The sequence below is a fragment of the Thermosyntropha lipolytica DSM 11003 genome (assembly GCF_900129805.1).
GTDB classification, from domain to species: Bacteria; Bacillota; Syntrophomonadia; order Syntrophomonadales; family Syntrophomonadaceae; genus Thermosyntropha; species Thermosyntropha lipolytica.
In genome coordinates this window covers 1-13172 of record NZ_FQWY01000004.1, presented here as the reverse complement: position 1 = coordinate 13172, position 13172 = coordinate 1, and the positions used below count along the sequence as shown (strand labels likewise).

18 protein-coding genes and 3 pseudogenes are annotated in these 13172 nt (G+C 41.5%); 7 read left to right on the top strand and 14 right to left on the bottom strand.

Going from position 1 to position 13172, the window contains the following annotated elements; translation table 11 throughout:
- The first annotated feature begins 69 nt into the window (after nucleotides 1-69).
- Entirely contained in the window at nucleotides 70-198 is a 129-nt protein-coding gene (locus BUB92_RS11920) for a hypothetical protein (protein ID WP_278280483.1), read from the top strand.
- Nucleotides 199-220: 22 nt separating this feature from the next.
- On the opposite strand, the pseudogene BUB92_RS12000 reads toward BUB92_RS11920, so the two are convergent.
- The 7 genes and pseudogenes from BUB92_RS12000 to BUB92_RS11785 all read right to left on the bottom strand — a co-directional run.
- Nucleotides 221-349 (bottom strand): annotated as a pseudogene (locus BUB92_RS12000) (zinc-ribbon domain-containing protein); the annotation flags it as partial.
- Nucleotides 350-351: 2 nt separating this feature from the next.
- On the bottom strand, nucleotides 352-1350 hold the full coding sequence (locus tag BUB92_RS01410) for a ligand-binding sensor domain-containing protein (RefSeq protein WP_073089182.1): 999 nt from the start codon (nucleotides 1348-1350) through the stop codon (nucleotides 352-354).
- A complete protein-coding gene (locus BUB92_RS01405) occupies nucleotides 1347-2009 on the bottom strand; it encodes an ATP-binding cassette domain-containing protein (RefSeq protein WP_073089180.1) in 663 nt (220 codons plus the stop codon). Before BUB92_RS01405 ends, BUB92_RS01410 begins: the two co-directional genes overlap by 4 nt.
- Before the next feature lie 18 nt (nucleotides 2010-2027).
- On the bottom strand, nucleotides 2028-3587 hold the full coding sequence (locus BUB92_RS01400; protein ID WP_084728265.1) for an ABC transporter permease: 1560 nt from the start codon (nucleotides 3585-3587) through the stop codon (nucleotides 2028-2030).
- Nucleotides 3588-3623: 36 nt separating this feature from the next.
- Nucleotides 3624-4649, bottom strand: coding sequence for an extracellular solute-binding protein (locus BUB92_RS01395; RefSeq protein WP_200774175.1), 1026 nt, complete (start codon nucleotides 4647-4649; stop codon nucleotides 3624-3626).
- Between the two features lie 261 nt (nucleotides 4650-4910).
- Nucleotides 4911-5864, bottom strand: a complete 954-nt coding sequence (locus BUB92_RS01390) for a LysR family transcriptional regulator (protein ID WP_073089177.1) — start codon at nucleotides 5862-5864, stop codon at nucleotides 4911-4913.
- Nucleotides 5865-6602: 738 nt separating this feature from the next.
- Nucleotides 6603-6731: pseudogene (locus BUB92_RS11785) on the bottom strand (IS3-like element ISHahy4 family transposase); the annotation flags it as partial.
- 243 nt (nucleotides 6732-6974) lie between these two features.
- On the opposite strand from BUB92_RS11785, the gene BUB92_RS01380 reads away from it, so the two are divergent.
- The 6 genes from BUB92_RS01380 (at nucleotide 6975) to BUB92_RS01350 (ending at nucleotide 9006) form a co-directional block, all read left to right on the top strand.
- Nucleotides 6975-7202 carry a type II toxin-antitoxin system Phd/YefM family antitoxin gene (locus tag BUB92_RS01380; protein ID WP_073089173.1) on the top strand — a complete coding sequence of 76 codons (228 nt, stop codon included), beginning with the start codon at nucleotides 6975-6977 and terminating at the stop codon, nucleotides 7200-7202.
- Nucleotides 7186-7596 carry a PIN domain-containing protein gene (locus tag BUB92_RS01375; protein WP_073089171.1) on the top strand — a complete coding sequence of 137 codons (411 nt, stop codon included), beginning with the start codon at nucleotides 7186-7188 and terminating at the stop codon, nucleotides 7594-7596. Before BUB92_RS01380 ends, BUB92_RS01375 begins: the two co-directional genes overlap by 17 nt.
- 294 nt (nucleotides 7597-7890) lie before the next feature.
- Nucleotides 7891-8124: a type II toxin-antitoxin system Phd/YefM family antitoxin gene (locus tag BUB92_RS01365; RefSeq protein ID WP_073089167.1), complete on the top strand. Its 234-nt coding sequence runs from the start codon at nucleotides 7891-7893 to the stop codon at nucleotides 8122-8124.
- Complete coding sequence (locus BUB92_RS01360; RefSeq protein WP_073089165.1) at nucleotides 8108-8518, top strand: PIN domain-containing protein; 411 nt, start codon at nucleotides 8108-8110, stop codon at nucleotides 8516-8518. The genes BUB92_RS01365 and BUB92_RS01360 overlap by 17 nt, the downstream gene beginning before the upstream one ends.
- A gap of 60 nt (nucleotides 8519-8578) precedes the next feature.
- Entirely contained in the window at nucleotides 8579-8833 is a 255-nt protein-coding gene (locus BUB92_RS01355; protein ID WP_242938970.1) for an AbrB/MazE/SpoVT family DNA-binding domain-containing protein, read from the top strand.
- On the top strand, nucleotides 8833-9006 hold the full coding sequence (locus BUB92_RS01350) for a type II toxin-antitoxin system RelE/ParE family toxin (protein WP_084728263.1): 174 nt from the start codon (nucleotides 8833-8835) through the stop codon (nucleotides 9004-9006). The genes BUB92_RS01355 and BUB92_RS01350 overlap by 1 nt, the downstream gene beginning before the upstream one ends.
- 33 nt (nucleotides 9007-9039) lie before the next feature.
- Here the strand turns inward: BUB92_RS01350 and BUB92_RS01345 are convergent, their stop codons facing one another.
- The 7 genes and pseudogenes from BUB92_RS01345 to BUB92_RS11675 form a co-directional block, all read right to left on the bottom strand.
- A complete protein-coding gene (locus BUB92_RS01345; RefSeq protein WP_073089162.1) occupies nucleotides 9040-9336 on the bottom strand; it encodes a nucleotidyltransferase family protein in 297 nt (98 codons plus the stop codon).
- Nucleotides 9333-9731 carry a nucleotidyltransferase substrate binding protein gene (locus BUB92_RS01340; protein ID WP_073089160.1) on the bottom strand — a complete coding sequence of 133 codons (399 nt, stop codon included), beginning with the start codon at nucleotides 9729-9731 and terminating at the stop codon, nucleotides 9333-9335. The genes BUB92_RS01345 and BUB92_RS01340 overlap by 4 nt, the downstream gene beginning before the upstream one ends.
- Before the next feature lie 111 nt (nucleotides 9732-9842).
- Nucleotides 9843-10220 carry a DUF8042 domain-containing protein gene (locus BUB92_RS01335; RefSeq protein WP_073089158.1) on the bottom strand — a complete coding sequence of 126 codons (378 nt, stop codon included), beginning with the start codon at nucleotides 10218-10220 and terminating at the stop codon, nucleotides 9843-9845.
- A gap of 121 nt (nucleotides 10221-10341) precedes the next feature.
- The gene (locus BUB92_RS11680) at nucleotides 10342-10536 is read right to left on the bottom strand and encodes a hypothetical protein (protein WP_073089157.1); all 195 of its coding nucleotides are present in this window, start codon (nucleotides 10534-10536) and stop codon (nucleotides 10342-10344) included.
- Nucleotides 10537-10912: 376 nt separating this feature from the next.
- Nucleotides 10913-11860: a DNA-processing protein DprA gene (locus tag BUB92_RS01325; protein WP_073089155.1), complete on the bottom strand. Its 948-nt coding sequence runs from the start codon at nucleotides 11858-11860 to the stop codon at nucleotides 10913-10915.
- Nucleotides 11857-12483, bottom strand: a complete 627-nt coding sequence (locus tag BUB92_RS01320) for an amidophosphoribosyltransferase (protein WP_143156829.1) — start codon at nucleotides 12481-12483, stop codon at nucleotides 11857-11859. Before BUB92_RS01320 ends, BUB92_RS01325 begins: the two co-directional genes overlap by 4 nt.
- Nucleotides 12484-12838: 355 nt before the next feature.
- A pseudogene (locus BUB92_RS11675) lies at nucleotides 12839-13172 on the bottom strand (hypothetical protein); the annotation flags it as partial.

Here is a 13172-nt window from a genome sequence, read left to right as displayed (position 1 = left end):
TTCTGTCTTTCTGCTCTCCAGCAGAAGAAATCCGTTCTCCGGATGGAGGCAGGGGAGGAGGTGGTGGAGTTGGTGGAGTTGGTGGAGGTGGAGGTGGTGGAGGTGGTGGTGAAAACGAAGGCAGCGGAGGAGGTTCCGGAATATTTCCATAATGATTTTCAGACTGACCAGATATATCAGACATCTTGCCGCCTGTAACTGGTTGCTTGCAGCCAGGGCAAAATTGGTCCTTAGAATTTAGTTTCCGGCCACAGGCAGAACATTTAAGCACATTTGAGGCAGGAGCCCCACATCGGGTGCAGAATTTAGCTGCATCCGGCAAATAAGTTCCGCAATTATTACACTGCACGATTATATACCTCCTTTCTCTATCCTGGTTATTCCATTCTCAGTAGCCAGCCAGAAATTACCCTCTCTATCTTCAAACATATCTTTTACTTCATTGCCGCTGAGTCCGTTTTTTCGGCTTATAATTCTAAATTCCCGGCCATCCCAGATAGCAACTCCATCAAATTCAGAACAGAACCACAGGCGTTTTTTGCTATCTATAAAAATAGACCGCACCTTTTCTCCGGCCAGACCATCTTCTACAGTAAGAAAATGTGAGAAAACTGGCTTTCCATCCCGGACTACAAAACAACTTGCTCCTCCTTTGTTAACAAAACCGGTAGCTACCCAAACCCTTCCCTGATGATCTTCCAGAATATCACAAACATTGCTGTTAGAAAGAAATTGAGGAAAATCAAAAATATGCCAGTTTTGACCATCCCAGCAGCTAACCCCCCCTTTCCGCACTGCATAAGAACCAAACCACATCCAGCCCCGGGAATCCTGAAATATTGTATTAACCATATCGGAGATCAATCCTTCTTTTTCTCCATATACCTTCCAAACGCCGTTCTGGTATACTGCAGCTCCCTGCCAGGTACCTACCCAGATATTATTTGCATCATCCTTAAAAATACAGTTTACCCGCTGGTCAGGGAGTCCTTCCTTTTTGACAAGCTGATTGCCATCCCAGGTGTAAAGTCCGTTAAATGAACCTATCCATAAAATGCCTTCATGGTCCAGCAAAAGGCTTCTTATATCCGAAATTTTATAACCAGGAAAAGACATTTTTTTGGCCTGGCAGGTATTCATATCTATCCAGTATAAACCTTCGCTTCCCCCGGCCCATATTTTGCCATCCTTCACAGCTAAGGCTGAAACCTCGCGCGGAGGACGTATTACAGTAGTCAAAAGCTTTTCTTCTTTTTGCCAGATCGAAGGCAGAACCAGAGCCCCCAGCGAAGACAGCGTTATAACTAAAAAAAGCAGCAGAACATAGCGATAGCCCCTTAGCCCTTTCATCTTTTCTCCACCTCAAGTTTCCCCTCCTCCATCACATAAACCATGTCGGCCAGATAACGAGCTTCTTCTTCCTGATGGGTTACCATAATTACTCCGATATTACGTTCCTGAGCAAAATTCTTAACATAAGTCATTACATCACTTTTTAATTCCCTATCCAGGTTAGTAAAAGGTTCATCCATAAGAAGATAAGAAGGCTCAGCGGCCAGGGCCCTGGCCAGGGCTACCCGCCGGGCTTGCCCTCCCGATATGGAATGGGGGTAAGATTTAAGTAAAGAATCAATCCTAAAAGCTTCGGCTATTTCCTTAACCCGTGCACTAACTTTTCCATCCTTTCGGTTGCCAAATCCTATATTTTCCTCTACCGTCATATGAGGAAAGAGAGCTGCAGACTGAAAAACCATGGACATATGTCGCCGGTTGGGGAAAAGTGCCCACCCGGGACGGCTGATAATTTTCCCTTCTACTCTGATTTCACCTGTATGGGGAAGATAAAACCCGGCAATAGTTTTGAGAAGGGTAGTTTTGCCACAGCCTGAATCTCCTAATATAGCTACCCTTTCCCCCCGGGCCACAGTCAAATCAATTTCCTTAAGTATAGGCTTTAAGCCAAAATTTTTGCCCAGTTTAATTACCTCTAAAACTTTTATTTCCCGCAATCTGTCCCCCCCTCTCACTTAATTTCCTGCCCGGGAGATGCGAAGAGAAACGGCCGCAGCCCAGCCTAAAAACATGGTTAAAATCATCATGGCCAGACAGGCTGCAGCCACATGATCATGAGCTCCGTAATGCATATAGTTGTATATGCGCAAAGTAAGGGTTTCAAAACCTGGAGGAACCAGCAGTATGGTTGTTCCCAGTTCGCCCAGGGTTAAAGCCGCAACGATAAGAGATCCGGCCAGGATACCAGGAGCCAAAAGAGGCAGTTCTACCTTCCACAGCGCATAAAGCCAGCAGGGAGAAAAAAGACGGCCGGCATTGACAACTTCATAATCCAGACGCAAATAAAATCCCCAGATTAAAAGGACAGCCACTGATAAAAAGCGCGCCAGCTCTCCCAGGATTAAAAGCAGGCTGGTGCCTGAAAAGTAAGGAATAGTTTGGGCAGCTGCAATCCAGCCGGCTCCGTTTAAGGAAGCCGGTATTAACCAGGGCAGTAAAAGTAAGGGCCACAAAATCGTTCCCCATCTGGGGTATTCGCTTATTAAAACTGCTACCGGATAACCAATGAGTACTGACAACATAGCAACAAAAGCTGCTATTATCAGCGAATATGCCAGAGAAGTCCCGAAATTAAACAGATGAACTGTTATTCCCGATGTCCACACCTGTATAATAAGATTCACCAGCGGTATCCCGAGGACAGATATAAATACCAGAAAAGAAAATCCGGCAGCTATTTTATAACTAGCAGGCCACTCCAGATTCAGTTCACTTCGCTGTCCGGTTCTTATCGTAACCCCAAATTTTTTCATACCTCTGCCCGCTAATAATAAAAGAGGAAGCCCTGCCAGGAATAAAGGGAGAGAAAGAAGCAGAGTTCTTCCTGCCTGAGCAAAAATAGAAAAATCAGCAAACAGGTGCAGGGAATATACATTGACCTGGCAAAGAGAAGGTATGGTGTAGTCCATAAGGTTAAGACAAAAAATAAAAAGAAAAGAAGCAACCAAAAGCGGCATAGCCAGGGGGAGAATTACCTGTACAAGACAGTGGGGGCCGTTAGCCCCCAGAGCAGCAGCTTCTAAAATTTCCTCATCGATAGAATTAAGAATGGCATAAGATATCAGGGCCGAAAAAGACAAAAGGCTGACTGTCATGCACCACCAGGCCACCAATATGCCATAACCGCTGGCACCTAAAGCCTGTAAAGCCAGGCTCCATCCGGCGGTATGTACATAAGGAGGAATGGGAAAAGCCAAAAGAAGCAGCAAAAAGAGCACCTTCTGTCCTGCAGGCCAGAAGCGCATGGCGGCAGCGAGAATAAAACCAAATATAAGTGCAGTTGCTGATGCGCTAATAGCCAGAGTTATTGTACGGACCAGCAATATTACAATCCTTTTCTGCCAGGACAAGATTTCTATTAAGGAAGCATTAATAAAAAATGCTTCCCCTATCATAAATAGGACGGAAATCAAAATCAAACCCAGCCCCAGTATGGTTATTGCTATATAAAGTCTCTTTTCAGCTTCCGTACGCACTATCTGCCCATCATAACTTTTTTCATCCCCATTCATCATCTGTTCCTCTTTTCTCTTTTAACTCTTACATCCTTATTAGCGGACAAAAATAGCTTCCATATCCTTTCTGGAATCAGTGTACTTTAGATAGACTTCTTCAAAATCTACATCCATATTGCGTATTCCTTCTTCAGGTATCCACTCCACCTCTATGTCCAGATTACGGCAGGGAACCTGAATAAAACCTGATTCCAGGAGTTTCCCCTCTACTTCAGGTGAGAGCAGGTAATCTATCAGCTTTTTAGCCTGTTCAGGATTGGGACCTCCTTTTATCATAGCCACAGTATTAGGAATAATAAGAGTGCCTAAATCTTCCTGATCCGGATAGATAATGTCCACCGGTGCACCCTTTTTGATAGCTTCGATAGCATCATCAGTATCAGTTAATCCCCATATGATCCTTCCATCAGCAGCCATATCCTTAACTACTGAATTTCCATCTACAATTTGAACCCTGCGGTCCCTAACCTGTTCAAAGAAACTTTTCGCCTTTTCCGGGCCCCAGGCAACATAGAGTGCCGCAGCGTGCGTAGCAGTAGTTCCGAACATAGGATAGGCCATAGCCAGCTGATCCGGCGGGTAACGGGGATCCAGAAGGTCTTTTATAGAAGAAGGATATTCGGAAGGCGAAAGCTTCTCGGTATTTACTATAATTATCCTGGCCCTGCCTCCAAAAGCAGTCCACATGCCTTCAGTATCTTTAAAGTTTTCCGGAATATCGCTGGCTGAAGGCGATATGTAAGAAGCCAGCACTCCATTTTCTTTCAGCAGTAAAGTCTGGGCAAATTCAGAATTCCAAAAAACATCTGCCTGCGGCTTATTCTTTTCGGCTATCAGGCGATTAACCAGCCCGGTAGTCTTAGTAGCTTCCACATCGTAAACAGCTTTAACCTTTATACCGGTTTCCTTTTCAAAATCCTTAAGTATAGCCTCAGCAAAAACCTGGTCAGCCGAGGTATAGATGACTACCTCTTCTTTGGAAGAACTCCCACAACCTGTAACCATGATAGAAAAACTAAAAAAAACAACCAGTAAAAGATAAACTAGATTTTTTCTTTTCAATCTTAACCCTCCCTGTTTTTTTATTTTTTGAGGATACTACTTCTCCTCCACTCTTATTAATTACAGCCTGCACAAAATGACACAAAGGTTAATTTTCCTGTTTCAAAACCAGGCCGCAAAAATATAATATCCACCGCTTACTTTCGGGAAAGCATTTTACAAAGTGTTCACTAATTGTATTTACAACATGGTAGATAGTACAAAAAAGTGGCAGGTATTTAACCCCACTAATACCTGCTACCTCAACTACTAACAAAGAATCTATATAAAAAGCATCTTGTTCCTTTCCACCAGCTCTTCTTCCGTTTTCCATACCATATATGGAGAGATGAGAAAGTCAAAAAACACCTTTTTAAGCCCGGTAAGTTTTTCATCTCTGCGGATGAGAACCTCGGTATCCCAGGTAAACCTCAATTCTCCGTCTTTTAGCCTTATCCTCTTGAGCTTTCTCTCCTTAAGTTCTCTTTCGACTACCGGATAGGGAATCACCGCCAGGCCTAAATTCTTCATAACCGCCTGTTTTATCGCCTCCCAGTTGGTAAGCTCCATGATTATATTCATATCATTCATATCATAACCTAAAGTTTTTAAATAGGAATTTAAAAAATAGCGCAGGCTGCATTCTTCTTCCCGGGTAATAAAAGGCTCGTTTACCAGTTCGGCAATCGCAATCTCATCTACATTCCTCCAGCGGGAATGGATATCAGCCACCAGGATCAGCTGGTTGCTGGAAACCTTATACCTTTCAAGATCCCGAGCCTCTTTTATCTCTCCCTCTACTACTCCAATATCCAAAACCCTTTCCTGTAAACCTTCTACAATCTCATCCGAATGGCCAATATTCACCCTTATATATGCCTGAGGATAGTTACCTTTAAAATTCTTTATCGCCGTGGGTAAAAAATAATTTCCCGGAGAAAAACTGGCTCCCAGTTTTATCAATTCTTTCTTGTGCCCGCTAACCCTTGCTATTTCGCTTTCCATTTCACTGTATAGATGCATTATCTTCTCCGCATATTCATAAAACTTTCTTCCCGCTTCCGTCAGGGTCACTCCATTGCTTCCCCGCTCAAAAAGCCTGACATTATAATGCTTTTCCAGCTGCTTAATCTGTGAACTTATAGCTGGCTGAGTAAAATTAAGTATCTTGGCCGCTCGGGTAAAGCTCTTAACCTTGGCAATAGTCATAAAAATTTCCAGCTGCTCTATATTCATTGTAACCCCTCCCCGTATATACCAGTAATAGGCCCTTTCTCTATCTATTTAACCGTTCCCTTTTATAGAAAAAATATCTACCCCAGAATTCCTGCTTCACTCACCAGCACTGCCCAAAGGCTGCAACTTTTGATGTCCACAGGATTACATTCTCCCCAAACTTGCAATACTCGTATTCCTATCTCTTCACTTAATTTTGTTTAACAGCTAACAATCTCCAAAATTGATCCCTTTGGCCTGAAAATAATACCTTGCAGCCATCCCCTGAAAAACCAATATAAAATACACTGACTTTCTTTTTTGTTCCGACATTTAAAGCCTCTGATTACCATTAATGCTGGAAAAATTAATTGCATATGCTAGGCATATGATGCAGATATGTAGCTCGTACTCGTATAAGATGGGATAAAGAAGGAAAGTTACTGGCAAATGGGTGTGCTATTTCAAGATCGGGATTAAAAACACTCACACATAGGTAAACTGCATTTTAAAAACCAAAATACGGGCATACTTAAACATCCACCACTATTCCTATATAATTCTTGTCATTTTTTTAAATTTATACAAATTAAAACTATCACTTCCTTTCTTTTACATAATTATAGAAAAAAATTATATGGTTATTAATTTAATTTTATGACAATTTTATCCTTTTGGCAATATCTTACTCTTTCCCGTAAGTAAAAATTTTCTGACAATAAACGACAACGCTTTATCACTAAAATTAAGCTTAGAACAATGAAATGCCTCTATAGACGCATTCATATTAGGAGTTCTTACGGGTATTCTCTCATGTATCAATTTTAATTCCTGGCAAGTTTTTGCAAATTTAGCTGACATAAACTGCGGCCGGTTATCAGTTCTTATTACTCTAGCTGCAATCTAAAAACCATATCAGACCCTCCCCACTACATGGATGCTTACAAAGCCGTCCCGAATAGATCCGGGAGCCGAGCCGCCTGTTACATAAAACTGCTTCACCAGAGATTTTGCCTCCTGCCGCACGATTTCTAAAGCAATATTGTGCGATTTATATTGACATAATCGTGCTGTTTACTATAATGATATTAGGAAATAAAATGCTAATATTTGTGCAAGGAGGTTGCATCCATGCAAATAACTGCAACCGAGTTTAAGAAAAACATAGGCAAGTATCTTGCCCTTGCGTCCAAAGAAGACATATATATCACCAAAAACGGCAAAACCATCGCCAAGCTTACAAATATTAAACAGGACAAGGTCGAAATGGCAAAGTCCCTGTTCGGCATACTGCCCGCCAACGCTTCATTGGAGCAGGCGAGAGAGGAGCGTTTAAGCCGCCATGAACGTATTGATTGACACAAACGTTGTTTTGGACGCCATGCTTTCGCGTTCTCCTTTTGCCGAAGCCGCGCAAAAACTCTTCATTATGGCCGCTGAAGAAAAAATAAATGCTTATATAACCGCAAGTTCCATTACGGACATCTATTACCTTCTTCACAGGCACCTGCACGACAATGAGCGGTGCAAGCAGGAAATCTTTAAACTAATAAAAATCTTCGGCATCCTTGACGTTACCGGTTCCGACTGCAAAAAAGCGCTGGAACTGCCAATGGCGGATTATGAAGACGCACTGCTTGCCGCATGTGCCAGGCGCAACAAGATGGAATGCATCATCACCCGGAACGTTAAGAACTTCAGCGGTTCGCCGGTCAGGGCGGTGCTGCTGGATGATTTTCTTAAAAACAAATAGGGCTTTGGCCGTCCGCCTGCCGGGCGGCCTTTCTTTATCTCCCGCGCCTGTTTTCTTTCGCTGTTATTACCGAGTGGCATCGCGTACACAGGCTCATGATGAAATGTATGATGATAAAGCCCTAGATACACAAACCATACCTCTTTTGCCCAGCTTTGTATCGTCTTCTATTTCTTCCTGCAGCATTTTCAGGGCGTAGGCAGTTGAATCTAATTGAACAAAATAATATTTACTAAATCGAACAAAATGCATATAATGTAATTGACCATAATGCAAGCAAAAGGAGTGAACAATATGCGCGTTTCAGCCACTGAATTTAAGATGAACATGAGTAAGTATATCGAGCGCGCCGCTTTTGAGGACATAATAATCACTCGCAACGGCAAAGACGTTGCGCTCCTTACAAACGTCGAAGGCAAAAAGAAAGAAGCTCTCAAATCCCTGCGCGGCATTTTAAAGGGAACCGATGTCACCCGGAATGAGATACGCAAAGAAAGGCTGGCAAAGTATAATGAAGATCCTAATTGATACAAATGTCATCATCGACTACCTTGTCGATCGGATGCCTTTCGCGGATCATGCTGAACAGGTGCTGGAACTCTGCAGAAGCGGCAAGGTCGAAGGCTTTCTTACCGCCAGCACCATCACCGATATCTACTATGTGGTCAGGAAAGCAGCCGGAAGAGAAAAAACGCTAGAAGCCATCCGTACGCTATGCTCCATTCTGGATATCGCCGATGTGGGAAAGGCGGATGTCCTCGGCGCGCTGGAGCTTGAAATGAAGGACTTCGAAGACGCACTCATCGCGCAGTGTGCCAGGCGTATCAGGGCGGAATGCATCATCACGCGCAATATCGCCGACTTTGCAGCCTCGCCAGTTCCTGCCAAAGAACCCGCCGTCTTTCTAAGTCAGTTTGATTAAGTACGCCGCCGCCAGGCGCCTTTCTTTATCTTCAAAGGGGCAGGAGAGATTCACAAGGAAGTGAAGTGCTATCTCCAAAACAATGCCCTGGTTATCCGACCTGTCCGCGATAACTCCGGCGAATTTGATGAAGAAATCCTGGCCGATTTAATAGCCCAAGGTTTTTCCAGGCAGGAGCTTCTTGAAAAGTTTAAAGCCATGCGGCGTCAGGTCCGTCCTGATGTCAAACGCTTGCTGGAAGAAGCCCGCCTTGCTACTGCCGGAAAAGCTGAATCTTCCACCTATAAAGAAGTTTTTGGTCAGGAGGGTAAATAATGCCTAAGTTGATTATTCTGCCTCCTGCTGCCCGCTTTTTAAAAAAATTGAAAGACAAATCCCTCAAAGCGGCCTTCCAAAAAGCTGTCGACGAAATCCTCAAAAATCCTTATTTAGGTGAACCCAAGACAGAGGATCTTTCCGGCGTCTTTTGTTATGGTTTTGGTAGTTAAATAGTTATCGCCTGTTTTTATGGTTTTAGTTACTCAGTTGCGGCGGTAAACTTCGATACCTTGTTCTTCAATTACCCGGCGCAGATTTTCGTCCAGGGAACTGTTCATGTCTATGACGTCGATTTTGTAGATGCCCACTGCTTCGTCCAGATCCAGCCATAAATCAGGCGATATTCTACCTTCACCGTAAACAGCCAGATCAATGTCGGAATTATATCTGTAATCCCCCCGGGCCCGGGAGCCGAAAATTATTGCTCTGGTCACATTTTCTCTTTTTTGCAATTCTTTTTTTATCGCCTGGATAATTTGTTCCGGCAACCCAAAATTCATTTGATTTTCTCCCCCATTTTGTTAGCAAAAGCAAAAAACACGGGATAATATTTATCTTTCACTCTGTCATATATTTCTTTGGCCATCTGCTCGTTATATGTGTGAACGGTCAGATTACGGGCATTTATCATGTCTATCCAGGTTTCGCCTTCTGTGATAATTCCCACTGCAAACGCCTCTTTAAAAGCTGACCTTGGTGAGTTTACAGTTACGATACCTTCAGATTCAAGGTATAGCTTCATTAATTTCCAGGCCAACTCATAAGTAAACTCGAAACGCTGTATTACCCCGTCATAAAGCAAGGGATTGGATACGTCTTCTTCCAATGCTTCCTTAAGTTTGTATACCGCTTTTTTGTATTCTGCAAATTTTTCTTTAAGTCTTTCCTGGCTCATGTTTCCACCTCCTTTCAGAATTTCGCCCTTCTCATAAGCGTAGATTCAGACCAACGTTACGATTCGTAACAGTTTTTAAAAAAAGAACCGTCCCCAAATGAAAAAGTATTTCTAAGATGAAATATACGGGGAAAAGGTTTTTTCTAATTCGGATTTCCATTCTATAAATGCTGGCAGAATTTCAGTATTTAAGATGATTTCTAATTGCTCCGGGTTTTCTTTTTTACAGGCTTCCACCACTTTTTGGTTGGCAAGCTCAAGTCTGGTAGTTAAAGGAAGCACAACATCCTTTAAATTCCTTTCTGATATAGACCGCAGTATAAATTTAATGATAGTTATGCCCAAAAAACAAGAATTAATAATTTTTACCTTTTCCTCATAGGGCAACATAGAAAAATTTCTTTTTAGCTTCATCAGTATTTTTTCGATGAGGGATAAAAGGGAAATTATTTCATCGATCATTTTGTTATATTCGACATACTGGCCCATAATTTAACCCCCCAAACTTTTTACTAAAATAGCCATGTAGACAGGGTATAAAAGCCGTTGTCCAAGCACAAGGGGACGTTTCTTTTGTGCTGTTTAGACTTTAAGTTATCCCCTGTACTGTTTAATTCAAATTTTTCTTTAACTCCTCTATTCTCTCTACTGAAAGTCCTGTCAATCTAGAAATAAGCTTTACATCTAATCCTTCTCGCAAAGCATTTAGAGCTGTTTCCTCTCTTCCCTCTTTTCTTCCCTCTTCTCTCCCCTCTTCTCTTCCCTTTTCTCTTCCTTCTCTCCGCAATCTCTCCGCTAAAGTCATTATATCTTCCCTCCTCTCAGGCAGTATTCTCTCTATACATTCTATAAGGATTTCCCAATTTTAGCTGCCATCTTTGTGGTTATTCGGCAAAAATCTCCATTTTCCTGCCAGAAGAGTAAACGCTAACATAAGCCTTTGGCTTGGGTTTGGTCAGGTCAATCTTTCCATTTGGGACATTCGGCATCAACGGGGGTATCTGCATGATCATCACTCCTTTTTACGGACAGAAAAACAGCATCCTCCACTTCTGACAGGGTGCGCTGATACACCGCAAGTTTTTCCTCCTCCCGGGCAGGAAGGAAGGTTTCTATGTGTCTTAAAGGGACTTTTCATTACAGCACAAAAGAACTGTCCCTGTGTGTTGCTATTTAAAGAATCACCATAGTGTAATCTGGTCACCAAAGGTTTTCCAGTTTTCTCTAGTTAAATCAGATTTTTTTATGGTTTTTATAAAGTGAATCTCCTTTGGGGTCAAAACTTTTGCCTTATTAGCATTTAATAAATCTTTATTCAAGCCAAACATGCTATCATTTTCATCTATATTACCATCATACATAACATACCTATCTATGCCATATCTGATTGCAGCCTCCATGGCATGACGTGAACCACTATCTCCTTCCCCTTTTCTGTAACTAGCTATCAGAATAATAGCCTTGGCAAACATGGCCTGCAACCTATCTCTCTCCACAAAACGCTTAATCGCCTCATGTTTTGTCGCCGGTTCCCGATAATATTCCGATATTAATAATCCTCCTCCGGCAACAATATCCTCTGCCAGCTTATAGTTAGCAGCAGGATATATTTTATAAAGCGTAGAAGGCAAAATAGCAATGGTTTTACCACCTGCTTCCAGGCAAACTTTATGCGCAACAGTGTCACAACCCAGGGCTAATCCGCTTACTATTACATTACCATCTTCAACCAGCATCTTAACTACTTTCTTTTCCCTCTCAATAATTTGAGCTGCAGGATCTACCAATCCTACCACAGCTACATTTCGATTCAAGTCATTTAATAATGATAAATCTCCTTTATAAAACAATAAAAACGGTTTTTCCGAATCATTCCTAACCATTCTATTAATAACCGGAAAATCAGCATCATAAGCACAAATTATGCCCCCTTCTTTTTGCGCAGAGACAATTTCATCTATTATCTTTTCCGAAACCGTATTTATTTGACTATGCAGCCGCTCATCATTCAATATTGCTTTTTCAAAAGCCTCTTTAGTATAAAATTTTTTCCAAAACTGGCTTGCCGTTTTTATAATCCCACATTCCCGGGCAGCTAAAACTTTCAAAGCAATATCAGAATACTTCATAGATTCCTCCTTGTATAACCGATTGCATAAAATATTATCTCATCAGCTCCACAATCATATAATGCCTGTATGCAGTCTTCATCTACATTAACATTTTGGGTATAGACGTCATCTACAAGTATAATCTTCTTTCCCTTTATTTTATCTCTATTAATTTGACAGGTTGCAATTGTTATGCCTGGATAAGGATCAGGGCCGTCATTTGGAATCTTAGGACTTCTAATATGCGTAGTACGGGTATTTTTTATTCTTCTTATATATCCTGTGCCGTCAATAACACCTTTTATATTTTGGGCTGCTATGCTTACCGCTTCTTGAAACATAAGCTGTGTTTGCTTATTATATGTATCTAAAGCTTTAGCCCTGGGTACACAAACCATAATCCAGTTTTCATCTTCTCGGCCTCGTATAATTTCTGGTATATCAGATACTAGAATATCTATAACTTTATTCCTGGCCTCAATCAGTGCCTCTATCGGTTCCCTATTAAAAGTATTTTTCAAAGTGTTTAAAAAATTAGGATTATTAGGTTCTCCATAACCGGTATAATATTGGTGAAAATAAGCTACAGTATCACGAAACAAAAAATCATTTCTTTTAATAATAAATCTGGTACAGGCCACCAACAAACCAACTCCCTGCAAGCTTTTTTAGGGCAAAATATTTTAAATTTGTATTGTTGTATACAATCTCTATGCCCGTAATCTTTTTAAATATATCTTAAACTACCAAACTCTAATTTTAAACTTCTAAAATAAAAGCAAGCCCTTTTCGACTTGGCTTGTTCGTGTCAGGATTTAGGAGGCATACTAAAGTAGGGTGTGGGAACAAAATCCTGAACTCAAAAATTTAACCTTGGGAAATGAGCTGTATCCTCAACTACTTTACTTTTTTGATTTTCAAGCATGTCTTTAGCAAAAAAAGAAAAAGGGACGTTTCTTTTGTGCTGTTTAGCCTTTAAGCCATCCCCTGTACTGTTTAATTCAAATTCTCCTTTAACTCCTCTATCCTCTCTACAGAAAGTCCTGTCAATCTAGAAATAAGTTTTACATCTAATCCTTCTCGCAAAGCATTCAGGGCTGCTTCCTCTCTTCCCTCTTTTCTTCCCTCTTCTCTCCCCTCTTTTCTTCCCTCTTCTCTTCCTTCTCTCCGCAATCTCTCCGCTAAAGTCATTATATCTTCCCTCCTCTCAAGCCTTAATTCTCTTGCGTATTCCATCAGTTCCTCCAGATCTATATCTATTTTATTAAATACATATATAGTCGTCGCAATAAATAAATACTCATAATCCCCGGGTATATTGTCCAGATAA